20 protein-coding genes and 1 tRNA gene are annotated in these 24,086 nt (G+C 62.8%); 11 read left to right on the top strand and 10 right to left on the bottom strand.

Going from position 1 to position 24,086, the window contains the following annotated elements:
* The first annotated feature begins 368 nt into the window (after positions 1-368).
* The 4 genes from rpoD (at position 369) to AC1RMD_RS25800 (ending at position 3,688) form a co-directional block, all read left to right on the top strand.
* Positions 369-2,609, top strand: coding sequence for an RNA polymerase sigma factor RpoD (rpoD, locus tag AC1RMD_RS25815; RefSeq protein WP_492930768.1), 2,241 nt, complete (start codon positions 369-371; stop codon positions 2,607-2,609).
* A gap of 102 nt (positions 2,610-2,711) precedes the next feature.
* Positions 2,712-2,790, top strand: a tRNA-Ile gene (locus tag AC1RMD_RS25810).
* A 291-nt stretch (positions 2,791-3,081) separates the two neighbouring features.
* Complete coding sequence (locus AC1RMD_RS25805; protein ID WP_492930766.1) at positions 3,082-3,336, top strand: type II toxin-antitoxin system RelE/ParE family toxin; 255 nt, start codon at positions 3,082-3,084, stop codon at positions 3,334-3,336.
* Between the two features lie 7 nt (positions 3,337-3,343).
* Positions 3,344-3,688, top strand: coding sequence for a helix-turn-helix domain-containing protein (locus AC1RMD_RS25800; RefSeq protein WP_492930764.1), 345 nt, complete (start codon positions 3,344-3,346; stop codon positions 3,686-3,688).
* A gap of 122 nt (positions 3,689-3,810) precedes the next feature.
* Here AC1RMD_RS25800 and AC1RMD_RS25795 read toward each other — a convergent pair whose 3' ends face one another.
* Positions 3,811-4,050, bottom strand: coding sequence for a hypothetical protein (locus AC1RMD_RS25795; RefSeq protein ID WP_492930826.1), 240 nt, complete (start codon positions 4,048-4,050; stop codon positions 3,811-3,813).
* Between the two features lie 134 nt (positions 4,051-4,184).
* Between AC1RMD_RS25795 and AC1RMD_RS25790 the strand changes: the two genes are divergently transcribed.
* The gene (locus AC1RMD_RS25790) at positions 4,185-5,567 is read left to right on the top strand and encodes an aminotransferase-like domain-containing protein (RefSeq protein ID WP_492930824.1); all 1,383 of its coding nucleotides are present in this window, start codon (positions 4,185-4,187) and stop codon (positions 5,565-5,567) included.
* A gap of 97 nt (positions 5,568-5,664) precedes the next feature.
* Here AC1RMD_RS25790 and AC1RMD_RS25785 read toward each other — a convergent pair whose 3' ends face one another.
* From AC1RMD_RS25785 to AC1RMD_RS25775, 3 genes are all read right to left on the bottom strand, one after another.
* Entirely contained in the window at positions 5,665-7,227 is a 1,563-nt protein-coding gene (locus AC1RMD_RS25785) for a S10 family peptidase (protein WP_492930762.1), read from the bottom strand.
* Between the two features lie 69 nt (positions 7,228-7,296).
* Positions 7,297-7,926 carry a hypothetical protein gene (locus AC1RMD_RS25780; RefSeq protein WP_492930760.1) on the bottom strand — a complete coding sequence of 210 codons (630 nt, stop codon included), beginning with the start codon at positions 7,924-7,926 and terminating at the stop codon, positions 7,297-7,299.
* 54 nt (positions 7,927-7,980) lie between these two features.
* Positions 7,981-8,868 carry a bifunctional helix-turn-helix transcriptional regulator/GNAT family N-acetyltransferase gene (locus AC1RMD_RS25775; protein ID WP_492930758.1) on the bottom strand — a complete coding sequence of 296 codons (888 nt, stop codon included), beginning with the start codon at positions 8,866-8,868 and terminating at the stop codon, positions 7,981-7,983.
* 104 nt (positions 8,869-8,972) lie between these two features.
* Here AC1RMD_RS25775 and AC1RMD_RS25770 point away from each other — a divergent pair, with 104 nt between their 5' ends.
* Positions 8,973-9,335 carry a DUF5710 domain-containing protein gene (locus tag AC1RMD_RS25770; RefSeq protein ID WP_492930756.1) on the top strand — a complete coding sequence of 121 codons (363 nt, stop codon included), beginning with the start codon at positions 8,973-8,975 and terminating at the stop codon, positions 9,333-9,335.
* Positions 9,336-9,433: 98 nt separating this feature from the next.
* Positions 9,434-10,426 carry a histone methylation protein DOT1-like protein gene (locus AC1RMD_RS25765; protein WP_492930754.1) on the top strand — a complete coding sequence of 331 codons (993 nt, stop codon included), beginning with the start codon at positions 9,434-9,436 and terminating at the stop codon, positions 10,424-10,426.
* On the opposite strand, the gene AC1RMD_RS25760 is transcribed toward AC1RMD_RS25765, so the two are convergent.
* Positions 10,418-11,302 (bottom strand): LysR family transcriptional regulator ArgP, encoded by an 885-nt coding sequence (locus AC1RMD_RS25760; protein ID WP_492930752.1) that lies wholly within the window; start codon positions 11,300-11,302, stop codon positions 10,418-10,420. The genes AC1RMD_RS25765 and AC1RMD_RS25760 overlap by 9 nt on opposite strands.
* An 87-nt stretch (positions 11,303-11,389) precedes the next feature.
* Here AC1RMD_RS25760 and AC1RMD_RS25755 point away from each other — a divergent pair, with 87 nt between their 5' ends.
* Together AC1RMD_RS25755 and AC1RMD_RS25750 are read left to right on the top strand one after the other, a co-directional pair.
* The gene (locus AC1RMD_RS25755; RefSeq protein WP_492930822.1) at positions 11,390-11,995 is read left to right on the top strand and encodes a LysE/ArgO family amino acid transporter; all 606 of its coding nucleotides are present in this window, start codon (positions 11,390-11,392) and stop codon (positions 11,993-11,995) included.
* A 706-nt stretch (positions 11,996-12,701) separates the two neighbouring features.
* Complete coding sequence (locus AC1RMD_RS25750) at positions 12,702-14,612, top strand: putative bifunctional diguanylate cyclase/phosphodiesterase (protein ID WP_492930750.1); 1,911 nt, start codon at positions 12,702-12,704, stop codon at positions 14,610-14,612.
* Here the strand turns inward: AC1RMD_RS25750 and AC1RMD_RS25745 are convergent.
* Entirely contained in the window at positions 14,605-14,931 is a 327-nt protein-coding gene (locus AC1RMD_RS25745) for a hypothetical protein (RefSeq protein WP_492930748.1), read from the bottom strand. The genes AC1RMD_RS25750 and AC1RMD_RS25745 overlap by 8 nt on opposite strands.
* Before the next feature lie 55 nt (positions 14,932-14,986).
* Complete coding sequence (locus tag AC1RMD_RS25740; RefSeq protein ID WP_492930746.1) at positions 14,987-15,280, bottom strand: divalent metal cation transporter; 294 nt, start codon at positions 15,278-15,280, stop codon at positions 14,987-14,989.
* A gap of 204 nt (positions 15,281-15,484) precedes the next feature.
* Here AC1RMD_RS25740 and AC1RMD_RS25735 point away from each other — a divergent pair, with 204 nt between their 5' ends.
* A complete protein-coding gene (locus tag AC1RMD_RS25735) occupies positions 15,485-17,728 on the top strand; it encodes a TonB-dependent receptor (RefSeq protein WP_492930745.1) in 2,244 nt (747 codons plus the stop codon).
* A 118-nt stretch (positions 17,729-17,846) separates the two neighbouring features.
* Here AC1RMD_RS25735 and AC1RMD_RS25730 read toward each other — a convergent pair whose 3' ends face one another.
* Positions 17,847-18,047, bottom strand: coding sequence for an oxidoreductase-like domain-containing protein (locus AC1RMD_RS25730; protein WP_492930743.1), 201 nt, complete (start codon positions 18,045-18,047; stop codon positions 17,847-17,849).
* 8 nt (positions 18,048-18,055) lie between these two features.
* Complete coding sequence (locus tag AC1RMD_RS25725) at positions 18,056-21,184, bottom strand: ligand-binding sensor domain-containing diguanylate cyclase (protein WP_492930741.1); 3,129 nt, start codon at positions 21,182-21,184, stop codon at positions 18,056-18,058.
* A 309-nt stretch (positions 21,185-21,493) separates the two neighbouring features.
* On the opposite strand from AC1RMD_RS25725, the gene AC1RMD_RS25720 reads away from it, so the two are divergent.
* Entirely contained in the window at positions 21,494-23,056 is a 1,563-nt protein-coding gene (locus tag AC1RMD_RS25720; RefSeq protein ID WP_492930739.1) for a DEAD/DEAH box helicase, read from the top strand.
* Positions 23,057-23,131: 75 nt separating this feature from the next.
* Here the strand turns inward: AC1RMD_RS25720 and AC1RMD_RS25715 are convergent, their stop codons facing one another.
* Positions 23,132-23,989, bottom strand: coding sequence for a class I SAM-dependent methyltransferase (locus tag AC1RMD_RS25715; RefSeq protein WP_492930737.1), 858 nt, complete (start codon positions 23,987-23,989; stop codon positions 23,132-23,134).
* Positions 23,990-24,086 lie beyond the last annotated feature (97 nt).

Here is a 24,086-nt window from a genome sequence, read left to right as displayed (position 1 = left end):
GCATCGTTTTTCAGTTCAGAGTGTGTTTGTTTTCAGTAAGTTAGGCTCTTGATCGGCATGGAAAGACCGGTGTCGGCGGCCAGGGCCAGCTTTGGTTGAGTCAGCGCGCTACGGCGGCGCTGTATAGCGAGCGTTCCGTTCGCTTTCCAACCTGGTCATGGTTTCTTGCCCCCACGCACGTGTCTGATGCAGTAGAATTTCCGCCATGAGCAGGTGGAGTTCTGTTGAGGCCGGTCGGCCCGACCAGGTGTAAGTAAGTCGTAGTATTGTCGGACTTGTGCGGTCGGCATGTTCGAAGACGTAGGCCCGCGAGGGCCGCAAGAAACTTTATCCTAAATAAGCAAGTCGTTGTGTAATCGAAAGCGCCTGTGCCAATCAAGAAACCTGAATCCCAAGCGGCTGTAAAGCCGAGCAAAGTGACCGCAAAATCCGCCAAGACAGCGGATAAGTCGGAAACGCGTGTCGCCAGCAACCCGCCGGCGGTCAGCCAGACCACCGACGCGGCCACGCTCGCCGCCATCGATACCTCGGGCTATGTGCTGCCATCGGTCAAAGTGCCGGGCCGGCGCGGGCGCAAGCCGAAAGAATTCCAGCCAGAAAACGACGAAGTCGCCGCATTGAACGCGGTCGAACGCGCCGAACTGAAGGCGGTCGACAAGGCCAAGGCCAAGGACCGCAAAGCCAAGGAAAAAGCGCTGCTGAAGGACGCTTTCTCGTCGGACACGGAAGCCACCGAGGAAGAACTCGAACGCCGCCGCCAGAAACTCAAGACCCTGATCAAGTTCGGCAAGGAACGTGGCTTCCTCACGTACGCCGAGATCAATGACCACTTGCCGGAAAATATCGTCGATCCGGAAGCGATCGAGGGCATTATCGGCACCTTCAACGACATGGGCATCGCCGTCTACGAGCACGCGCCGGACGCCGAGACCTTGCTGCTGTCCGACAACGTCGCCACCGTCACCAGCGACGACGAAGCCGAAGCGGCCGCCGAGGCGGCGCTGTCGACCGTCGACTCCGATTTCGGCCGCACCACCGACCCGGTCCGCATGTATATGCGCGAGATGGGTTCGGTCGAGCTGCTGACCCGCGAAGGCGAGATCGAGATCGCCAAGCGCATCGAAGACGGCCTGAAGGACATGATCCAGGCGATCTCCGCCTGCCCGGTGACGATCGCCGAGATCATCGCCGCCTCCGACCGCATCCGCGCCGATGAGATCAAGATCGACGAAATCGTCGACGGCCTGGTCGACGACAGCGCCGAAGTGGCCGCGCCGGTAGCGGCCGCGCCGGCCGAAGAGGACGAGGAAGAAGAGGAAGAGGAAGAAGAGGAAGAAGAGGAAGAGGAAGAAGCGAGCGCGTCTGGCGCCGCCGGTTTCTCGGCCGAACAGCTGGAAGCGTTGAAGAACGCCGCGCTGGAAAAATTCGACGTCATCTCCCTGCAATTCGACAAGATGCGCCGCGCCTTCGAGAAGGAAGGCTACAACTCCAAGGCCTACATCAAGGCGCAGGAAGCGATCTCGTACGAGCTGCTGGGCATCCGCTTCACCGCCAAGGTGGTCGAGAAGCTGTGCGACACCTTGCGCGGCCAGGTCGACGAAGTGCGCCACATCGAGAAACAGATCCTGGACGTGGCCGTGAACAAGTGCGGCATGCCGCGCGCCCACTTCATCAAGGTCTTCCCGGGCAATGAAACCAATCTGGAATGGGTGGACGGCGAAGTGGCCGCAGGGCACGCGTACAGCGCCATCCTGGGCCGCAACATCCCGACCATCAAGGAACTGCAGCAGCGCCTGATCGACCTGCAAGCGCGCGTGGTGCTGCCGCTGCCGGACCTGCGCAACATCAACCGCCAGATGGCGGCCGGCGAAATGAAGGCGCGCAAGGCCAAGCGCGAAATGACCGAGGCCAACTTGCGCCTGGTGATCTCGATCGCCAAGAAATACACCAACCGCGGCCTGCAGTTCCTCGACCTGATCCAGGAAGGCAATATCGGCCTGATGAAGGCGGTCGACAAGTTCGAATACCGCCGCGGCTACAAGTTCTCGACCTATGCGACGTGGTGGATCCGCCAGGCCATCACCCGTTCGATCGCCGACCAGGCGCGCACCATCCGGATTCCGGTGCACATGATCGAAACCATCAACAAGATGAACCGGATTTCCCGCCAGATTCTGCAGGAAACCGGCGCCGAGCCGGATCCGGCGACGCTGGCCATCAAGATGGAGATGCCCGAGGACAAGATCCGCAAGATCATGAAGATCGCCAAGGAACCGATTTCGATGGAGACGCCGATCGGCGACGACGACGATTCGCACCTGGGCGACTTCATCGAGGACAACAACACGCTGGCGCCGTCGGACGCCGCGCTGCACGCTTCGATGCGCGGCGTGGTCAAGGACGTGCTGGACTCGCTGACCCCGCGCGAAGCCAAGGTGCTGCGGATGCGTTTCGGTATCGAAATGTCGACCGACCACACCTTGGAAGAAGTGGGCAAGCAGTTTGACGTGACGCGCGAGCGGATACGTCAGATCGAAGCCAAGGCGCTGCGCAAGCTGCGCCACCCATCGCGTTCGGACAAGCTGAAAAGCTTCTTGGAAGGCAACTAAGACTTGACTAGTGGCCGGGCTAGCCCTTATCCTCGCGAGTTCGTTTTAAAAACGAGCGCGCGTTAGAGGGGCTGCCAGGCTCCCAGCGCAAAGCAAGACCCTGGGCCTCTAGCTCATGCTTGGTTAGAGCAGCGGACTCATAATCCGTTGGTGCCGTGTTCGACTCACGGGAGGCCCACCAGATTTAGTAGAAAAAACAAAGGGTTAGCGATTTCGCTAACCCTTTGTTATTTCCGATCACGAATCGTTGTCCACTTTTTGTCCAGTTTGTCTTTGCTCAATATCCATTGATATGTCTAATGTCATGGTCAACACCGACGCCGTCTCATGGACTTGCTCTTAGAGTGGGTATTGTAGGTAGTCGTGATGTATTATGTACTCATATTTGAGTAATTAAGAACTCAGTCAATGAAGCCCAACTACAAACCGCCTTTTGCAAAATTTGCAAAAAAAGCAACATAAGGTATTTCAGTTGGTCATCGAAGATGCAGTTGAAGACGTTTGTGCTGACCCCAATATTGGAGAGCCCAAGACGGGAGATCTCCAGGGGATTTGGGTTCACAAATTCAATCATAAGACTCAGGAGTATTTGATGGCTTATCGGCCGCCAACGGATGAGGAACTCAACGCAGATGGTGTCGAGATTGAACTGTTAGTTATTGATTTTTACCAATTAGGGACGCATGAGAACTTCTATGCCGCCTTGAAGAAATATCTGAAGTCGTGAGGACCGTATGAGCCAGGTTACCGCAGAAGTTGTCTACAAGAGTTTTACACAGCTGGGATCTGATGAGCGTGCTAAATTTTTTGCGCTGCTTGCTGAACTTAGTATTCAAGGACAAAACTTTTCCCATGAGCAGGTATTTGGGCACTTGGTAGGAGATGAGTTCACAGCTACTGAAGCTGCTGAATACTTAGGGGTATCTATCGCCACCTTCCGTCGCCACGTGGCCAATGGCAGGGTTCGGGCCTCAAGTGAGATGGGTCGGAATCAGCTATTTGCCACGAAGGATTTGAAGGCATTTAAGCGGTCTCTCCATGATGTTAAAAAGGTACGTGGCGCTGCGCTCGCAGCTTAAGCTTGGTCCAGCTGGAGTGCCCCCAGAATGCGCTGGAGCGTGATGATGTTGCCGCCGTTCATCATGAAGTGGCTGGCAAATGTGTGTCAGAGCGCACGTGTGTGGACGACTATTCTTTGCCATCAAGGGACGGCCAAGTCCATACCGAGCATCCTGATCAGGATGAAGGTGACGAACCCCAGGCCGATGAGCGTTAGAACGAAGACTGCGGCCACCTGGCCGCCCGCGCGTAGCACCGCGCGCATCTCATTCTCCTTCCCCTTTTTTCCTTGATCGTAATGCCACTTGATGGCGAAGAACATGCCCGTGCCGAGCACGAGAGCCTTGAATGCGACGAAGACTATAGGGATCCAATCCATCATTTTGAGTATTTCCTGGCTGAGAGCGGAGCAAACGTCGGCGACGGCCATGCAAAGATGGTGCTGCTGTACGCTCTGATGCATACTACCTAAAAGCAATATCCATACATTGTGACAAAATGTCCCAGTTGAAAACCATGCAAGATGAAACTTCGCCAGTCTGGTCGCCGCGATTGGCCGGGAACAAAGGGCCACGTTTCTTGCAGATCGCGGATGCGTTGCAGGCGGCGCTGGCAGACGGATCGCTGCAACCGGGTGACCGTCTACCTCCGCAGCGCCAGTTGGCAGCACAGCTGGGCGTCGACCTGACGACAATTACGCGCGCCTACGACGAAGCCAGACGCCGCCACTTGCTGGAGGGCCGCGGCGCGCGAGGCACTTATGTCGCGGCGCCGAAAGTCGAATTGACCTCGCTCCTCGACCTGAGCATGAATACCCCACCACCGCCGGATGGCGTGGACTTCGACGACATGTTGAAGCAAGGTTTGTCTCAAGTATTGATGCGGGCAGATAGTGAATTGCTGATGACCTACCACTTGGGCGGGGGCAGCGACTCCGACCGTAAGGCTGGCGCCAAATGGCTGGAACCGATGTTGGGACATCTGGATGCTCGACAGCTTGTTGTCTGTCCGGGTGCGCAAGCGGCGATCGCCGCATTGATCCTTGCGCTGACGGAGCCTGGCGATATTATCCTGGCAGAGCCAACGACTTATTCCGGCTTGCTTGCCGCAGCGACCCAATTCGGCCGGCGCATCATTGCGGTGGCAGCGGACCAGCAGGGGATGGTGCCTGAGATGCTGGAGGAAGCGTGCCGCCAGCACAAGCCCGGGCTGGTCTACCTCAATCCGACTTTACAGAACCCGACCGCCGTCACCATGCCGGAACGCCGGCGCAAGGAGCTCGCCAGCATCGCGCAGCGCTGCCATGTACGCATCGTCGAGGACGATCCATACTGGTTGCTTGCCGAGGCCCCGCCGCCACCGATTGCCACGTTCGCCCCGGAGCAGGTGTATTACATCTCAACCCTGTCGAAATGCCTGACGCCCGGCTTGCGCATCGCCTTCGTGCTAATCCGCGACCCGCATGAACGCGAACGTTTCCTGGCCGCGCTCAGAGCATTTGCGCTGATGGTCGCTCCGCTGACGGCAGCACTGGCCACTCAGTGGATACTCGACGGTTCGGCCGAAGGATTGCTGCAAGGCGTACGCGGCGAGGCGCGCCTGCGCCAGCGGATGGCTCGGGATAGTCTGGCGGGACGGTACGGCGGCACCGGAGACGGCCTGCATGTATGGCTCGAGTTGCCGGCGTATTGGAACCCCTCGCAGCTGGCGCGTGCCGCCGACAGCGAGGGCCTCGCAGTCACGCCGGCGGAGGCCTTCGCCACTGGCGGCGTATCCGTGAATGCAATTCGGATCTCGTTGGGCAGCATCAAGGACCGTGGACGCCTGCAGGCGGGTCTTCAACGGCTGTCCCAGCTGCTGGCGCGGCGGCCCGAGTCGTACCTCGCCGCCGTGGTTTAACTGGCGGCGTTGATCAGACCAGCCTGAGCTCGCGCACCTTGCTGACCTTTGAACCCGCCAACAGCTGGGCCAGCCTCAACCGGGGCGGCCCGCCTTGTCAATACCTGGCCGGCGCGTTCGGCGCCGGCGTCGCCTTGCGGATGAAGTCGCGCAGGTCTTCGTTGGACGTGGCCAGGTCTTCCGAACGCAGATACATCATGTGGCCGCTGCGGTAGCCTTCAAAGCGCAGGCGGTCCTTCATCTTGCCGCTCGGATCGAGCTGCCACATGGTGTACTTGGCGTCGAAGTAGGTGCAGGCGCCGTCGTAGTAGCCGGACTGTATCATCACCTTCAAGTAGGGATTGGCGGCCATCGCCAGGCGCAGATTGTCGCCGGTTTTTTCGTTCTTGAAGTCCCACGGATGGACGTCGCCGAACAGCGAGTACTTGAGGTCGGTCTTGAACTGCAGCTCTTTGCGCAGGTACTGGTTGATGGCCGGCGTGAACGAATGCAGCCACGAACTGAGCTCGGCGTTGTAGTCGGGCGCGTTGCCGGTATCGCTCTTGTCGATGCCCAGGTAGCGCGAATCGAGGCGGCCGACGGTCTTGCCCTGCGCGCGCAGCAACTCCTTCCAGAAATGCTCGGGCGGCACCGACAGGTTGTGCTGCAACAGGAAGGTTTCGGACAGGCCCGAGTAGCGCGCCATCTTCGCGGCGATCTGGGCTTTTTTCTGCGGATCGAGGTAGCCGCCCTTGGCCAGCGCCGGCAGCAGTTCGTCGACGGTGAAGGCTTCGACTTCCGGCAGCACGTCTTTCAGGTCGCGGCCTTGCAGATCGGCCGGCAGCACTTTCTGGTACCAGGCGGTGGCGGCGAAATACGGCAGCGCCAGCGCCTCGCCCAGCGCGCCTTCGCGCTTCAGGCCCAGCTCGGTTGGCGACACCAGCACCACACCGTTCAGATACATCCACTGCGCGTTCTGCAGTTCCAGCGCCAGGCCCGCCACGCGCGAGGTGCCGTAGCTTTCGCCGATCAGATACTTGGGCGAGGTCCAGCGGCCTTCGCGCGAAACGAAGGCGCTGACCCATTCCGCCAGATAGGCGATATCGGCATTGACGCCGAAGAAGCGGGCACGGTCGTTCTTGCCGTCGAGGACGCGCGAAAAGCCGGTGTTGACCGGATCGATATAAACGATATCCGCGACGTCGAGGATGGAGTGCGGATTGTCGTGCACGCCATACGGCTGGATTGGATAGCCTTCGGCGTCGAGGTTCAACAGCTTGGGGCCGGTGTAGGCGATATGCATCCACACCGATGCCGATCCCGGCCCGCCGTTAAACGACAGCACCAGCGGGCGCCGGCTCTGGTCGGCCACGTCGGTGCGCTGGTAGTAGGTGTAGAACAGCGACGCGATCACCTTGCCGTCCTTGTCCCACACCGGCTGGGTACCGGCCGTCACTTTGTATGGAACGCTCTTGCCCTTGATGGTGACCTGCGCCGTTTTGCTGACCTGGGTGTCGGCCTTGAGTACGCGCTCATGGGCCAGCAGGTCGGCGGCGCGCTCCTTGCCGAGCACCGGTGCGGCTGTAGCCGCTGCTGCGGGCGCCGCCGCCGCGGGTTCCGCATCTTGCGCGGCGACGGTTGCGCTCAACACCAGCAGCAACATGGCAAGCTTGGATTTCATACACAACTCCCGGAGGTGAAATAACCAATAGTAGTTCAGCTTCGGGCTTGCAGTCCAGTTTGCTACTGGTCAGGTTTTGTCGGAGGCTTCCACCGCCCGCACGTCCAGCATCGCAATGGCCAGATCGTCCGCAGTCAGCAATGGCTTCGGCGGGAAGCCGTCTTCCAGCGCCACTACGGCGCCGTCGGCAATCTTTTCGTTGCCGCTTGGCGAGTTCGGCATGAAGGCGAACTGTGGGAACCTGGTCGTGCCATGCTGGGCGATGTCGCGCAGGGTGCGCGGGGCGGCGCGCAGCAGGCCGTTGCGGACGTGACGCTGGCGCTCTTCGCTGCGCTCTTTCAGCAGCGCCGTCAGGCGTTCAACTTCCTGGTGCAGACGGTCGGACTCGGCTTGCAGGTTGCGCAGCTCGTCGTCGCTGAGCGCGTCTTCCCACTGCGTCAGCTTCAGCAGGCCGCGCTTGTGCAGCGCTTGCCGTTGCAGGTCCAGGTCGACCGTGGACAGGCGCATTTGATGCGCTTCCAGATCCTGCTGTTCCTTCACGTCGCCGTTGGCGCGGTGCCATTTGTCGCTGAAGTCGAACACCAGGCCGTCGAAGTAGAAATACATCGGCAGGCCTTGTTCGATCAGCTGGCTGGAGGTCTTGTTCCAACGGCTGGCCAGTTCGGCCAGCGTCAGGGTGATAGGTTCGATGATGGGCATGGTTGTCGCGAGTGGAATCCAATCCGGGATTTTCTCACAGACGACGCTGCGCCATCACTTAATCCGCTTGCGCATGAAGATGGTCGCCTGCGGATTGTCGTTGTAGCGTTCGCAGCGTTCATAGCCCAGCTGTTCGTACAGCTTGATCGCCGCGTGCAGGTCGTCCTTGGTGTCGAGGTAGACGGCGTCGTAGCCGGCTTGCGCGGCGTGGCTTTCCAGCGCCTGCATCAGCGCTTCGGCCAGGCCGCGCCGGCGGAAACGGTCGGCCACGTACAGGCGCTTGCACTCGGTCGCGCCGGCCACTTCCGCCAGCGGACGCATGGCCACGCAGGCGGCCGCGACACCGTCGACGTAGGCGATCCACATGGCCGAGCTGGCGTCGTCGAGGAAGGCGCGGATGGCGTCGTCGTCATCGCGCAGCACGACGTTGATGACGTCGAAATACTCGTACAGCAGATGGCGCGCATCGTCGAGCTGGGCGGCGGTGGCGCGCACCACGCGCGTGGCCGGGGTCGACAGGATGTGCTGCACCTTGCGCATCGCGTCCAGCAATTCCGTGCGCTGCGATTCGCCCAGCTGGCCCAGCATGCGCACCGTTTCCGCCGAGACGCGATGGTTGATGTCGGCGATGACGACCTGGCCCGCGTCGGTCAGGCTCAGCAGGGTGGCGCGCTTGTCCTGCTCCGAGCGCACGCCGCAGATCAGGCCGCGCTCGCTGAGCGAACGCACCAGACGGCTCATGTAGCCGGCGTCCAGGTCCAGCTTGTTGCGCAGATGGTTGGCGGTGCAGCCGGGATTCATCGATAGTTCGTACAGGATGCGGCCTTCGCTGAGCGAATAGTCCGTGTCCAGGTAGCGCCCGCGCAGCAGGCCCAGGTGTACGGTGTAGTAGCGGTTGAATTGCCGCACAACGTCGGCTTGCTGTTGCATGTCCTGGTGCATGGGATACTCCTTATGCTTGCTTTTGGCAACTATATCGGCGAAGGGCGATGCAGTCAACCGGGCGTGCATGTAAAATGACAGCTTCCATTAGCGGAGTAGCGACGATGATGTTTTTAAAAGTTCCGTTTGCGGAAAAAGACGAAGCCAAGGCCCTGGGCGCGCGCTGGAATGGCGAGCGCAAGGCGTGGTACGTTCCCGACGGTAAGCCGACCGAGCCCTTCGAACGCTGGCTGGCGCCCGGCGGCGCCGATTTCGTGCCGGCCAAGGCCTCGGTGGCGCCGAAGGCCAAGCCGTTGTCGGTCGATTCGTATGTGGGCAAGTCGGTGGTGGGCAAGTTCTACCAGGAGTTGCCGCACGACTGCAATCCCTTCGAGGCATGCCCGGTCTGCGCGCCGGTGCTCGCCAGTTCCGGCTGGCAAGCCGCCCACGACAGCGTCGACCAGATGTTGTCGACGCTGCGCGCCTGACCCGCCACGCCATGCCGAGCGCGCCGGTTTTTCGCACCCATGATGCGGCGATCCGACCGGTCGCCAGCTTCCGGCATCCCGATGATGTGTTCGAGACCTTGTTTCAAAGCATACAGGGCGGCGAACAACATGTGCGGCCGCCGCTGGAGTTGAGGCCCGACTCCCCCTTCCTCAAATTTATCGAAGTCGGCTACGCGCTGCGCGCCTGCCTGGAAGACAAGTCGCGCCGCGATTATCTGGTGCAGCGCTTGCGTCCGCACCTGAGCGCGATCATCGGCACCTTGCCGGCGGGGCTGCTGCCGCAAGGGCTGTTGCCGCGCGTCGCTGCGCCGCCCGACTTTCGTCCGCTGGAGCAGATCGGCGACGCCGAGGTGCGGGCCTGGCTGGTGGAGGACGGCGGCCTGATTTACGGCGAGTTCCAGCGCTACGAGCTGGAGAATTACTTCGATGCGATCGCCGCGGCCATTCGTCCCGGCGGCGTGATGGTCGACCTGGGCAGCGGGCTGGGCAAGGTGGTGATGTCGGCCGCGTTGGCGTTTCCGTTCCAGCGCTGCATCGGCGTCGAGCTGCTAGGCTACCGGCATGCGATGGCCGTGCAGCGCTTGCACAACTTGCTGGCGCTGGCACGCCAGGCGCTGGCGGCATTGCCGTCGCCGCTGGCGCCGGAGACGCCGCTGCGGCTGCCGTTTGGCGGCCAGGCAAACGGCAGCCATCTGCTCGATCTCGCTTCGCGCATCGCCTTCATCGAAGCGGACATGTTCAGGGTCGATGTGCGTGGCGCCAGCCTGGTGTTCATGTACAGCACTTGCTTCGGCCCGTTGATGGACGCGCTGGGCGACAAGCTGGCGCGCGAGATGCAGGAAGGCGCCCTGGTCAGCACGACCACCTATCCCCTGAAGCATCCGGCGTTCAAATTGTTGTGCAGCTTCCCGGCCGGCACGGTGGCCTGGACCAATGTGATGCTTTACCAGCGCACCGGGCCGCTGGAGAGTTTGGCGCCGACGGCGGCCACGTATGAGCCCGATCCGGTCGCGTGGGAGGAGCGGCTGCGGCAAGAGTTCGCGGCTATCGACGATAGAGCATTAAAGTAGCCACTTGCGTGCTGTAGCGATCATATTGTCCGACAATGCGCGCGTCAGCGCCGTCTGGATATCCCACCGGTGCCAGATCAGCGGCACATCCAGCGTGTCGCCTGGCGTCATTTCCACCAGCGTTCCCGCCTTCAATTGCTGTTCACACTGCAAGAACGGCAGCATGCCGTAGCCGAAACCCGCCTCGACAAACCGTACAAAACCATCCGAACTGGCCAGCGAGTGATGTGGATACTGGCCGCTGTAGCCGGTGCGGCGGGCGATGTAGCGTTCTTGCAGCGCATCTTTACGGTCGAAATTCAGCGCCGGCGCCAGTTGCACGGCGGCGGCCGTCATGCCGTCCGGGAACCAGCGCCGGGCAAACGCCGGGCTGGCGACGCAGTGATAGCGCATGATCCCCAGCGGCGTCGATGTGGTTCCGGCTACTTGCGCCGTTTCGCTGGTCACGCAGCCGAATACCCGGCCTTCCCGCAGCATGGTCAGCGTATGGTCCTGGTCGTCCAGGCGGATGTGGAGCAGGCACTGGCCGCTGTTCATCAGCGGCGTTACCGCTTCCTGCACCCAGGTCGCGGCGCTGTCGGCGTTGACCGCGATGGCGATCTCCGGCCGCGCTTCGCCCGATTCCGGTCGATGCAGCAGCGCCGCCTCCAACAGGCGCACGTGGCGGTAATGGGCGATCAGCCGCTGGCCGGCCGCGGTGGGCGAGGGCGGCTGGCTGCGCACGATCAGCAATTCGCCGGCGCTGTTTTCCAGCATGCGTATCCGCTGCGAGACGGCGGATTGGGTGATTGACAACGCCACAGCCGCCTTGTCAAAGCTGCCATGGTCGATGACGGCATCCAACGCCGCCAGGCCGCGATAGTCTACTTGCTTCATTAGCCGCTCTAATATTTGGTGAATAATATTAATTATACTTATCTTGGCGGGCTGCGTATGCTGCAGGCTTCGTTCTGGGAGAAATATATGGAAGCTACTGCTTTTTTAAAGGGTATCGGTCTGGGAGGCAGCCTGATCATCGCTATCGGTTCGCAAAACGCTTATTTACTGAGGCAGGCGCTGAAACGGGAATTTGTATTCACCTGCGTAGCAATTTGCGTCATTTGCGACGCGGTTTTAATCGGCGCGGGCGTGGCCGGCATGGGCCAGCTGATTGCCGGAGCGCCGGCGCTTTTATTCTGGATTAAGATCGCCGGCGCCGGCTTTTTATTCTGGTATGGATTGCGGGCGGCCCGTTCGGCTTTAAATCCTGGCGTAATGGCGGCTGCCGGCAGTATTCCAGCCAGCGATCGCCGCACGGTTGTCGCCGCCATGCTGGCATTTAGTTTATTGAATCCGCATGTCTATCTCGACACGGTCGTATTGCTAGGCTCGATCGGTGGGCAACAAGCCGGGAATGGGCGTCTGTATTTCGCCTTGGGCGCCATGCTCGCTTCTCTATTATGGTTTGGCAGCCTGGGATTGGGCGCCCGTTATTTAACCCCTGTATTTGCCAAGCCGCGCGCCTGGCAGATACTGGATGGTGTGATCGCGCTGGTAATGTGGGGCCTGGCTGTCTCCCTATTCGCTTGATGGAATTGAATAGATCGGCAATATGCGCCGGCTAGTGCCGATGGATCAAGCGTGTCCGTCACAGCCTGTCCGCGCGCAGCGCCAGGGCAAGCTGGTCAAGCTCAAAATTGGCAAGTACGTGCCAATTTTTGGCATAAAAAACATGGTTCCCGGGGCTTTTTCGGGCGGACAGGCGCATTGTGCCAATCGGCAACACCGGATCCGGCCTGAGATACCGCCAGCGCAGCCGTTCGGCTTACAATGGAGATAGTTACCTCAAAACAGTTCTACAGGATTCCGGGTCAGAAGACGGCCGATATATATGAGCACGGACCTCAGTAATTACGCCCACCTCTCCGCAGTAGCGGCTGCCTTTGCGGCAGACGCTATTCTGAGTACATTGCTTATTTTCCTCTGGCTTATGCAGCGCAAGGAAAAGCATGCGCTATTCTGGGGGCTGGGGCAATTGTCGGTCATGAGCGGAATAATTGTCTGGTTCATTGGTGACCGCGTATTCTCCGAAGCCCTGCGTATTCAACTTTGCGCCGTATTACTTAGTGCCGGCCTGACAGGTTATTGGAGCGGCACCAAGTTTTTCCTGGGCGAATTGCACCATTATCAAATACGTTGGATATTGCCTGTCGGTATATTGATTGCCGGAATATGCGGCATCGTCTGGTTTAGTAATCCAGCCGCAATCGCCCCCGGCAGCGCCGCAATATTAGGCATGATGATGCTCTGGTGCGGCCAGCGCCTGATCAAGAATAAAAACCGCTATCGGCTATTGGGCATTACCTTGATCTTGCGCGGCGGTTTCAACTTGCTCAGCGCTGTGACGCTGGGCCCCGAGGTATATTTGGTCTGGTTTGTCGGCACCACGATACTGAAAACCCTCAGCATGCTGGGTTTGATTTATGCTGTACAGGATGAGATCCAGCAACGCTATGCCCGCACCATTGATAGCCTGAGCAATGGTTTTTTAATCCGGGACCGCCGGGGCTACGTCATGGTGGCCAATGAGCGCTGCGCCCGTTTGCTGGGATTTAATGCGCCGTCCGATTTGATCGGCCGCCATGTCACCGACCTGCTTCCCGGCCTGACCCGCGAAATGGCGGACCAGTATTTCAGCAATTTCGTGACCGAGGGCGTGCAGTACCCCATCGTCGATACCGCCATCGTGACCTTGCACAATGGCAATAAGTTGCCGCTTGAGATGCTCGGTTCGCCCTACGAAGAGCGCGGCCGGATGTACTGTCTGGTCCAGCTGCTGGACATCAGCGAACGCAAAAAGAAGGACGATTTGCTGTATCAGGCGGCCCGCATCGACCCCGTCACCGGCTATTTCAACCGTCACGCGCTGTCCAAGCGGCTGGAAGAGGAGCTGGCGAATGCCGCCTTCGACCGCCACGAATGCGCCGTGCTGTTCATCGACCTGGACAAGTTCAAGCGCGTCAACGATTCCTTCGGCCATGCCGTCGGCGACGAATTGCTGCGCCAGTTCGCGCGCCGGCTGCACGCCATCCTGCGCCCGCAGGACGTGCTGGCCCGTTTCGGCGGCGATGAATTCATCGTCGTCCTGCCCGGATTGCCGTTGGGCGGGAGCGAGAAAACCGCCAGCGACTGCGCGGCCGCCATCATCGCCACCATGGCCGACAGTTTCAACCTGCTGCACCACGCGATAGGCGTGTCGGCCAGCGTGGGCGTCGCCTGCTATCCCTTGCAGGGCAGCGATAGCGATACGCTCATCCGCAACGCCGACATCGCCATGTACGAGGCCAAGAAGGCGGGGCGCGGCGAGATGCGCTTCTTCAACGACGCCATGAACGCCGCCGCCAAGGATGCGCTGGTGATCGACGGCGCCCTGCGCGGCGCCATCGAGGCCGGCGAGTTCCGCCTGGTCTACCAGGCCATCACCAATTCCCACACCGGCAAACTGACCAAGGTGGAGGCGCTGCTGCGCTGGGACAGCGCCTTGCTGGGTGCGGTTCCGCCGGACCGTTTCATACCAGTCGCCGAAGATAGCGGCATGATCGTCGAACTTGGCACCTGGGTGCTGAACCAGGCCTGCCGCCAGGTGGCGCAGTGGAAGGCCGGCCCGCTGGGCGAGATCACCATCAGCATCAACGTCTCGGCCTGGCAGCTGGCCGATCCGGCGTTTGTCGGCTTGGTGCGGCAGGCGCTGGCCGGCAACGGCCTGGCGGCCCGCCAGCTGGAGCTGGAGCTGACCGAGCGGGTGTTGATCGACGATGGTGGCCATGTGCAGGCGGTGCTGGCGCAATTGCGCTCGCTGGGCGTCAGTATTTCGCTCGATGATTTCGGCACCGGTTATTCCTCGCTCAGCTACCTGACCCAGTTCCACCTGAACACGTTGAAGATAGACCGCGCCTTCGTCATGGATATCGAACACAGCGAGCGCAGCAACAACCTGGTGCACGCCATCATCGCGATGGGGCATAGCCTGGGCTTGCAGCTGGTGGCGGAAGGGGTGGAAACCGCCGGCCAGGCGGCCATCCTGGAAAAAATGGGTTGCCACTACCTGCAGGGCTACCATATTTCCCGACCCATACCGGCGGAGGAACTCCTTGTTTTTGCGGACGGCCTGCTCGACAGGCCGCTCATTGACAACTTCGCTATCTAGCCTCGGCCGCGGTGGGCAGCTTTTGCGCCGCTTCCTCGGCGGTCAGGATCCAGATGCGGTCGATATTGCCCTGGTTGTCCACGGTGTAGTTGATCACGATGTCGCTGCCGCGCAATGCGGCCGGCATTTCGATCATATTGTCGCGGTTGAAGATGCGCGCGGCGGGTGACAGCTGGCGCGGCTTGCCGTCGATGCTCACATCGGGGAAATAGCCGGGCGTCATTTTCCCGCGCAGCGCCTTGGCCGGAAACGGCCGTTCAAACGCCAGCGCCGACAGCGACAACATGGCCGCCATCAGCAATGCACAGAATCGCAGCATGGGTGAACTCCACAAAGGATGAGGCCCCAGCTTACCCGATTATTTTCCCGAAGTGCTAGTCCTCGATTTTCTGCGGCGTCTGCCGGAAGAACAGGTAGGGGGTGATGGTGGTGCCGAAGATCGCCACCACCGCCGTGATGTAGGCCGCCTGCCACGACAGCTTGGGCAGCAGCGCGTCGTGCAGCAAGGTCAGCCACGGCAGTTTGAGCGTCAGCGCGGTGACGATGTAGGCCAGCAGAGCCAGCGTCAGCCATTTGACGTGGCCGATCTGCGTGCCGACTGCCCGGATCGCCGCCAGCAGCGGATTGCCGTCTGGTTTGCTGGTTTGCTGCGGCTTGGTCGTGTTCATGAATTTCTCCTGTTGACGACCATGCTAAGACGGACACCATCCGGCGGTCCGTACGTTCGCGTACGCAGGCTGAGTGAAGCAATGTTGCCATGTCACCAATTAGTCACATTCCCGTCATCGCTGCGTCACATGCAGTTCCTACAATCTTGCGAGTTTAGTTTCCAGCCTGAATCCACACTAACCAGCAAGAAAGAAGAACAAATCATGCAACAGCGCTTCCCTCTGAAACCTTTGTGCCTGGTGGTCCTGCAAGCCCTGGCTTGCCACGCTTACGCCGCCGACGCGGCCGATGCTTCGGCCGACAGTTCGGTCGCCGGCGCCCTGATCGGCCCGGTGCAAACGGTGGAAATCACCGGCCGCGGCCAGTCGCGCCAGGTGCAGAACATCAACAAGACCGACCTGGCCGTGGCGCTGCCGGGCACCAGCCCGCTGAAAGTCCTGGAAAAACTGCCGGGCGTGAACTTCCAGTCCGCCGATCCGTTCGGCGCCTACGAGTGGTCGACCCGCTTCAGCGTGCGCGGCTTCAACCAGAACCAGCTGGGCTTCACGTTGGACGGCGTACCGCTGGGCGACATGAGCTACGGTAACAACAACGGCCTGCACATCAGCCGCGCGATCTCGTCGGAAAACGTCGGCAACGTCACCGTGTCGCAGGGCGCCGGCGCGGTCGGCACCGCCTCCACCAGCAACCTGGGCGGCACCGTGCAATTCTTCACGCTGGCCCCCAGCGATGTGCGCGGCCTGAGCTTCGCGCAAACCTTCGGCAGCGATTCGACGTCGCGCACCTTCGCCCGCGTCGATACCGGCCTGATCAACAACGTCGTCAAGGCCTACCTCAGCGGCACCCGCCAGCGCACCGACAAGACCAAGGGCGAAGGCGGCCAGGACCAGGATCAGCTGAACTCGAAGTTCGTGTTCAACTTCGGCGAAAACAGCCTGACCGGCTTCCTCAACTATTCCGACCGCCGCGAAGTCGACTACCAGGACGTGTCGCTGGAAATGGTGCGTCGCCTGGGCCACGGCTGGGACAACTACCAGCCTGACTGGCAGCGCGCAGTGGACGCCGCCAAGAACAAATTCACCGGCGGCGTCAACAGCATGGACGACGCCTACTACTCGGCCGGCGGCCTGCGCAAGGACACCATCGGCGGCCTGACGCTGGCGCTGAACTTCGGTCCGTCGATCGAACTGAAGACCACCGTCTACCACCACGACAACGACGGCCAGGGCCACTGGTACACGCCTTACGTGGCGACCGACGCCGCCAACCCGATCTCGCTGCGTACCACCGAGTACTCGATCGGCCGCGACGGCGTCACCAGCGACCTGACCTGGGAACTGGGCAACCACACCATCACCGCCGGCCTGTGGGGCGAGCGCAGCAACCACAACGTCAGCCGCAACTACTACAAGGTGACCGGCCCGGCCGACACCATGTTCTTCCTGGCCAATCCGTTCCGCACCGACTTCAAGCAGAACTTCGTCACCACCACCGCGCAGTACTACGTGGCCGACACCTTCAGCGCCATGGACGGCAAGCTGAAGTTCAACGCCGGCTTCAAGGCGATGGACGTCGACATCAAGGCCACCAACCTGATCGGCACCCGCGCCGCCGGCAACCTCAACGCGGAGAAGAAATTCCTGCCGCAGGCCGGCGTCAACTACGCGCTCAGCAGCGACGACGAAGTGTTCGCTTCCGCATCGAAAAACATGCGCGCCTTCCAGCCGGGCGTCAGCGGTCCGTTCTCGCAGACCCAGGCCGCCTACAACGCCGGCATCTCCAAGCTCAAGCCTGAGACCTCGGTCAACATCGACCTCGGCTACCGCTTCAAGCGCGCCGACATCCAGGGTTCGGTGGCGGTCTACAACGCCCGCTTCGACGACCGCCAGCTGAGCGTGGCCACCTGCGCCGGCATCGTCGGTTGCCCATCGACCTTCGTCAACGTCGGCAAGGTCGACACCAAGGGCCTGGAAGCGATCGCCGTGTGGAAGTTCAACCGCGAAATCAGCTGGTTCAACTCGTACACCTTCAACGATTCCAAGTACAAGTCGAACTACCAGGACGGCGTCAAGCTGGTGGCCGTCAGCGGCAAGCAAGTGGTCGATGCGCCGCGTTCGCTGTTCAACACCGAAGCCTCGTATGAAAGCGGCACCTGGTTCGCCCGCGTCGGCGGCAAGTACACCGGCAAGCGTTACTACACCTACCTGAACGACGGCGGCGTGCCATCGTTCTGGCTGGCTAACCTGTCGGCCGGCTACAAGATGAAATCGCTGGGCATGCTGAAAGATTTGTCGCTGCAAGTGAACGTCACCAATCTGTTCGACAAGCAGTACATCAGCTCGATCGGCACCAACGGCTTCCAGGCCAGCGATGTCGCCGGCACCGCGCAAACGTTGCTGACCGGCGCGCCGCGTCAAGTGTTCATCACGCTGAACGGCAAGCTGTAAACGTTACGCTCGCTGGTCTGCGGTGGCTTGATGTAGTCGGCCGCCGCAGCGCCCAGCTAAAGAACGGCGGCGACTTCCTGTTTGTCCTGAACTGGGCGTCGCTGTTATCTCCAGGTGTTCAATCCACTCCTTGTCCGGCTATGCCGTCATGCCGCTCGCGCCACGCCTTGAGCGCGGCGCGGTAGCGCTCCAGTTCATCCTGGTACATGTCTTCCACGCAGAAGGTGCAACCGCTGTGGCAGCAGTCGCCCGGTTGCGGCGCCTGCGGCGGCAGCGGCATCGGGTCGTCGGCCGCCGCGTTGGTCTGATTCGCGTCCATCCACTTCCCTACATCGGCGGCATGGCCAGCAGCGCCATGTTGCGGCCCTTTTCCTTGGCCCGGTACAAGGCGCGGTCGGCCATCTGCACCAGCAGTTCCGGCGAGCTGTCCTCGGTCGGCACCATCACCGCCACGCCGATGCTGATGGTCAAAATGCCGAACGGCGACTGCTCGTGCGGCAGCTGGCGCCGCGCCAGCTCGGCGCAGATTTCCTCGGCCACGCCGAAGGCGTCGGCCGCGTCGGTGGCGGCCGCCAGCAGCGCGAATTCCTCGCCGCCGTAGCGCGCCACCAGGTCGGTGGTGCGGCGGCCGTGCGCGGTGATCAGCTCGGCCACGGTGCGCAGGGTCGAATCGCCGGCCAGGTGGCCGTAATGATCGTTGTACTTCTTGAAGTAGTCGACGTCCAGCATCGACAGCGCCAGCGTCTGGCCGGTGCGGGCGGCGCGCCGCCATTCCGCTTCCAGCGCCAGGTCGAAGCCGCGCCGGTTGCCGACGCCGGTCAGGCCGTCGGTGGTGCTGAGCGCGGCCAGCTTGCGGTTCGATTCCTCCAGCTCGCCGGTGCGCGCGGCCACCAGCTGCTTGAGTTCGGCCTGGTGGCGGGTCAGGCGGTGGATGCGGATCTTGTAGGCCAGCAGCAGCGAGCCGACGATCAGCGCCGCGGCGCCGGCGCGGAACCACCAGCGCTGCCAGAACGGCGGCGTGATGGTGATGGCGAGCGTGGCCGGCTCCGGGTTCCACACCCCCAGGTGGTTGGCGGCCTTGACCCGGAACACATAGTGGCCGGGGTTCAGATTGGTGTAGCTGGCGCTGCGGTGGGCGGCGTCGGTCTCGACCCAATCGCGGTCGAAGCCCTGCAGCTGGTAGGCGTAGCGGTTCTCGCCCGGCTCGGTGTAGTGCAGCGCCGCGAACTCCAGCGAGAACACCGAGGCCTGCGACGACAGGGTCAGCGCGGTGGGCGAGGTCACCGGCCCGTCGGCCTTGACGTTCTCGCTCGGCTTGCCGTCCTGCAGCGAGTGGTTGAACACGGTGATGTCGGTGATCGCCACCTGCGGCGGCACCGAGCTGGTGCGCACCGCCGACGGCGTCACCGCCGTCATGCCGTGCACGCCGCCGAAGTACAGCACGCCGTTCTCGTCCATCGACGAGGAGTTGACGGTGTAGCCCTCGGTCAGCCCGTCCGAGGCGCTGAAGTGGCTGACCTGGCCGGTGGCCGGGTCCAGCCGGTACAGGCCGGCGATGGTGCTGCACCAGATCTTGCCGTCGCGGTCGTGCTCGATCGACAGGATCTTGGGCGCGCGCATCGCCGCCGCATACGATTTGAAGCTGACCTGGCCGTCCGCCGCCACCACCACCAGGTCCAGGCCCTTGCTGGTGCCGACCCAGATGCGGCCTTGCGCGTCCTCGTGCAGGCTGGCGATGTTGTCGTCGCTCAGGCTGGTGCGGTCGTGGTGGGCGTGGCGGAAGTGGCGGAATTTGCCGGTGGCCGGATCCAGCAGGTCGAGCCCGCCGCCATTCCATTCCGAGCCGGCCCACACCCGGCCGCGGCGGTCTTCCAGCACCGCCGAGGTGCCGTTGACGCTGCGCGTGCCGGGGTCTTGCGGATCGTTGTAGTAGATCTTGCGGGCGTCGGTCTTGCTGTCGTAGCGGATCAGGCTGTTGCCGGTGGCCAGCCACAGCACGCCGCCGGCGCCGGGCGCGATGGCGTTGATGTAGTCGCTGGCGGTGTTGCCGAAGTGGATCACCTGGAAGGCGCTGTCCGGCGTGTCCAGCCGGTTCAGGCCGTTGGAGGTGCCCAGCCACAGCGGGCCCTTGCCGCCCTGGTCCTGGTACATACTGTAGATGATGGCGTGGCTCAGCCGGCCCGGCCGCTTGTCGTCCGCGTGGTAGCTCTTGATGACGCTGCCGGTGGCCGGATCGTACAAGCTCATGCCGACGTTGCCGCCCAGCCAGATGCGGCCGCCCGGCGCGCGGGCCAGGCTCAGCAGCGCGTTGCTGGCCGGCGCCGAGCGGCTGTCGATGCGGAACGGCACGTGGCGGGTGAAGCCCTCGCTCGACAGGTTGGCCAGGCTGATGCCGTCGGTGAAGGAGGCGATCCACAGCATGCCGCCGCGGTCCTGCATCACCGCGCGCAGATTGTCGCCCGGCAGGCTGTAGGGGTCGTCGGCCGCGTGCACGAACTGGTCGAACTCGCCGCTGGCCTGGTTCCAGCGCAGCAGGCCGGCCGACAGGGTGGTGCACCACAAGCTGCCCTTGTTGTCGAGGTTGAAGTTGGTGATGCGGCTGTACGGCGAGGCGATCGCCTTGCGGGTGTCCCAGCCGCGCTTGCCGTCCCAGCGGATCACGCCCGACTCGGTGCCGATCCACAGCATGCCGTTGCTGTCGAACTGCAGCGCGCGGACGATGTTGACGCGGGCGTCCGGCTTGGGCGCCGGATCGACCTGGTGGTGCTTGAAGCTGGTCGCGCCCGGCGCCAGGTAGTCCAGTCCGCCGGGCCAGGTGCCGATCCAGACGCCGCCCCTGGGGTCCAGCGCCAGCGCGTTCAAGTCGTTGCTGGCCAGGCTGCCGGGATCGGCTTCGTCGTGGGCGTAGACGGTGAACTGGCCGCTGGCCGGATCGAAATGCTGCAGGCCGCCCCAGCTGCCCACCCACATGCCGCTCTTGCCGTCGGAAATGATGTTCTTGATGATGCGGTGGTTCTTGGGCGCCTTGCCGGGCGGCGCGAACAAGGTGAAGTCGTTGCTTTCCGGGTTGAAGCGCGCCAGGCCGTTCTGGGTGCCGGCCCAGATGCGGCCCTGCTGGTCTTCGTAGATGGCCGACACGCGGTCGTGCGGCAGGCTGCGCGGGTCGTTGGGGTTGTTGATGTACTTGACCGCCTGGTAGCCGTTGTAGCGGTACAGGCCGTTGGTGTGGGTGCCGACCCAGACATAGCCTTTGCGGTCCTGCAGCAGCGACAGCATCGACGGTTCGTCGCCGCCAAGCGGGCCCAGTTTCTTGAAGCGCAGCGACGGCGCCGGCGCCGCCAGGGCGTCGGCGGCCGGCAGCCAGGCCAGCAGGGAGGTCAGCAACAGCAGCAGCAATAGGGCAGCGTAGCGCAATCGGGAAGGGCGGCGGCGCAGGGCCGGCGGAAGCACGTGCATGTAGGGGATATCCGGTGGCGTAACGGGTTGCGCGTGCGGAGCAGCGCTCGGTTTAATGGGGTAATCTGGTCGGATCGACTATTATACATACCATTGATGCAAGGGTTTTAATATAAAAGCCGGTGGTTTTTAGCGCAGTTGCCGGAAATTAGGGTATAGTTTACGGCGCTCATAGTATCCTGCTCACCGCGTGTCCGCCCGCCGGTCCTCCCGCACTCCTCCAAGTCGTACCTCCGCCGGGCCGGCAGCACAGATATGTTGTTTATTGAAGAAAGCTTGGCTGTCCGCCGCAGGGCCGCCGCACACATTATGTCCGAAACCGAGATCATCACCCCGACCGTTATTGAGTCCGCCGCCCAGCAAGCGGTCGCCGCCGAAGCCGTGGCCGCGCCTGCCGCCGAGCCCGCCGAAGTCCGTTTTGCCGACTTCGGCCTGTCGCCGGCCATCCTGCGCGCGCTGACCGACCAGGGCTATGTGCACCCGACGCCGATCCAGGCCCAGGCCATCCCCGTGCTGTTGCAGGGACGCGACGTCATGGGCGCGGCCCAGACCGGCACCGGCAAGACCGCCGGCTTCGCGCTGCCGATCATCCAGATGCTGCTGGCCCACGCCAGCGCCAGCACCTCGCCGGCGCGCCACCCGGTGCGCGCGCTGATCCTGACCCCGACCCGCGAACTGGCGGTGCAGGTGGCCGAGAACGTCAAGGCCTACGCCCAGCACACGCCGCTGCGCTCGACCGTGGTGTTCGGCGGCATGGACATGAAGGGCCAGACCATCATCCTCAAGGCCGGCGTCGAGATCGTCATCGCCACCCCGGGCCGCCTGCTGGACCACGTCGAGCAAAAGAACATCAGCCTCGGCCAGGTGCAGATGCTGGTCATGGACGAAGCCGACCGCATGCTCGACATGGGCTTCCTGCCCGACCTGCAGCGCATCATCAACCTGCTGCCGGCCAAGCGCCAGAACCTGATGTTCTCGGCCACCTTCTCGCCGGAGATCAAGAAGCTGGCCAACACCTTCCTCAGCAACCCGGTGACGATCGAAGTGGCGCGCAGCAACCAGACCGCCGACAAGGTCAGCCAGGTGGTCTACAAGGTGCCGGAAAACCAGAAGCACGCGCTGACCGCGCACCTGCTGCGCCAGCGCGAGCTGAAGCAGGTGATCATCTTCTCCAACACCAAGATCGGCGCCTCGCGCCTGGCCAAGGGCCTGGAGCAGGAAGGCATGAAGGCGGTCGCCATCCACGGCGACAAGACCCAGCAGGAACGCATGGCGGCGCTGGAATCGTTCAAGAAGGGCGAGATCGACATCCTGGTCGCCACCGACGTCGCCGCGCGCGGCCTCGACATCACCGACCTGCCGTGCGTGATCAACTACGACCTGCCGTACAACGCCGAAGACTATGTGCACCGCATCGGCCGCACCGGCCGCGCCGGCGCCTCGGGCGACGCGCTGTCGATCTACTCGGACAAGGATGAACGCCTGCTGGCCGACATCGAAAAACTGATCAAGCAAACCATCCGCCGCGGCGAGCTGGACGGCTTCAACCCGGCACCGAGCTACGGCGGCGACGAACGCGGCGAACGCCGTCCGCGGCGCGACGAGGGCGGCCGCGGCGCGCCTTCGTCCTCGTCCGCGCCGGCCGCGCGTGGCGAGCGCAGCGACCGTGGCGAACGCAGCGAGCGTGCGCCGCGCGCCGCCGGCGCGCCGTCGTACGGCAGCCGCCGCGACAAGGTCGATCCATGGTTCCTCAAGCCGTACGAGCCGGCCAAGGCGCCGGCCCCGGCCCCGGCCGCCGCGCTGGGCGGCGCGGCCGCGTCCAAGCCCAAGCAGAAGATCGCCTTCCTGCTGGGCGGCGCGCCCAAGCAGTAAGCCCGGCGCGCGGACATGAAAAACCGGCCGGCCTGAACGCGTTCAGGCCGGCCGGTTTTTTTTCGGGGCGACGGCTCAGGCGTCCGGCTTGCGGTAGGCGCACACCACGATATCGCTGGGGAATGCGCGCAGCAGCGGGATGCTCAGCATGATGGCGGCATACTGCAGGTAGTTGCTGAACGCCGTGCCCTGGCCGGCACAGCGCAGCCGCTCTAACAGGCCGGCCGCGCGCACCGACGGCAGTTCCGCGCGCAGCTTCAGCTCCATGCCCTGCTGGCCGACCAGCGCGGTCAGGTTGTCGGCCTGGAAGTAGTGCACATGCGGCGAGGGCAGGCCCTTCTGCCACAGGCGGTCGAACGGCGCGCGCCAGCCCAGCCGCGCCAGCAGCTTGGACAACTGGTAAAAGAAGCCGCGGCTGTTGGGCAGGTTGAGTATCAGGATGCCGCCCGGGTTCAGCCGTTCGCGGCAGGCGGCCAGCGCCGCGCGGATATCCGGGATGTGCTCGATGACGTCGTTGAACACGATGACGTCGAAGCGCTCGTCGGCCTCCAGCGCGTCGGGGAAGTAGCCGTTGCGCACCGGCAGGCCGCGCGCGGCGGTGCGGGTGGCGACCGAGGTGTCGGGCTCCATGCCCAGCACCTGAAAGCGCTGCCTGGCCACCTCCAGGAACCAGCCGTGGGCGGCGCCGACGTCCAGCAGCCGCTGCGCGCCCGGCGTCGCCAGCCCCGCCGCGTAATCGATGATGGTCTGGAAGTTCGCCACCCGTATCGCTTTCAGGCCGGTCTCGCGCTCGGCCTCGTCGACCTGCAGGTGGACCGCCGCGTCGTTGATGGTCGGTTGCAGCGCCGCGCTTTCATAATGGCAGGCCGGGCAGGTGCGATGCCAGGCCGTCAGGCCGGCCGCCGTGGTGTGGCCGCAAACGATACATTCCATCTAATGCTCTCCGGAGTCGGACTGCGTTGAGAAACAGATCTGCAATGTACGGCAGTCTTGACTAGGTGGCAACTGCTATCTGCGCTCGCCACCGGCC

This window comes from Duganella sp. GW822-FHT06D06, from assembly GCF_058799615.1.
The sequence above is the reverse complement of the archived record's forward strand: the minus strand, read 5'-3'. Positions and strand labels throughout refer to the sequence as shown.

Coding starts and splice junctions, on each gene's coding strand:
- AC1RMD_RS25780 (WP_492930760.1), bottom strand. CDS start 7,926: ATGCCCATCATCGAACCTATCACCCTGACGCTGGCCGAACTGGCCAGC.
- AC1RMD_RS25785 (WP_492930762.1), bottom strand. CDS start 7,227: ATGAAATCCAAGCTTGCCATGTTGCTGCTGGTGTTGAGCGCAACCGTC.
- AC1RMD_RS25800 (WP_492930764.1), top strand. CDS start 3,344: ATGAGCCAGGTTACCGCAGAAGTTGTCTACAAGAGTTTTACACAGCTG.
- AC1RMD_RS25790 (WP_492930824.1), top strand. CDS start 4,185: ATGCAAGATGAAACTTCGCCAGTCTGGTCGCCGCGATTGGCCGGGAAC.
- AC1RMD_RS25735 (WP_492930745.1), top strand. CDS start 15,485: ATGCAACAGCGCTTCCCTCTGAAACCTTTGTGCCTGGTGGTCCTGCAA.
- AC1RMD_RS25795 (WP_492930826.1), bottom strand. CDS start 4,050: ATGATGGATTGGATCCCTATAGTCTTCGTCGCATTCAAGGCTCTCGTG.
- AC1RMD_RS25720 (WP_492930739.1), top strand. CDS start 21,494: ATGTCCGAAACCGAGATCATCACCCCGACCGTTATTGAGTCCGCCGCC.
- AC1RMD_RS25770 (WP_492930756.1), top strand. CDS start 8,973: ATGATGTTTTTAAAAGTTCCGTTTGCGGAAAAAGACGAAGCCAAGGCC.
- AC1RMD_RS25725 (WP_492930741.1), bottom strand. CDS start 21,184: ATGCACGTGCTTCCGCCGGCCCTGCGCCGCCGCCCTTCCCGATTGCGC.
- AC1RMD_RS25730 (WP_492930743.1), bottom strand. CDS start 18,047: ATGGACGCGAATCAGACCAACGCGGCGGCCGACGACCCGATGCCGCTG.
- AC1RMD_RS25775 (WP_492930758.1), bottom strand. CDS start 8,868: ATGCACCAGGACATGCAACAGCAAGCCGACGTTGTGCGGCAATTCAAC.
- AC1RMD_RS25745 (WP_492930748.1), bottom strand. CDS start 14,931: ATGCTGCGATTCTGTGCATTGCTGATGGCGGCCATGTTGTCGCTGTCG.
- AC1RMD_RS25715 (WP_492930737.1), bottom strand. CDS start 23,989: ATGGAATGTATCGTTTGCGGCCACACCACGGCGGCCGGCCTGACGGCC.
- AC1RMD_RS25760 (WP_492930752.1), bottom strand. CDS start 11,302: ATGAAGCAAGTAGACTATCGCGGCCTGGCGGCGTTGGATGCCGTCATC.
- AC1RMD_RS25755 (WP_492930822.1), top strand. CDS start 11,390: ATGGAAGCTACTGCTTTTTTAAAGGGTATCGGTCTGGGAGGCAGCCTG.
- AC1RMD_RS25750 (WP_492930750.1), top strand. CDS start 12,702: ATGATGATGCTCTGGTGCGGCCAGCGCCTGATCAAGAATAAAAACCGC.
- AC1RMD_RS25740 (WP_492930746.1), bottom strand. CDS start 15,280: ATGAACACGACCAAGCCGCAGCAAACCAGCAAACCAGACGGCAATCCG.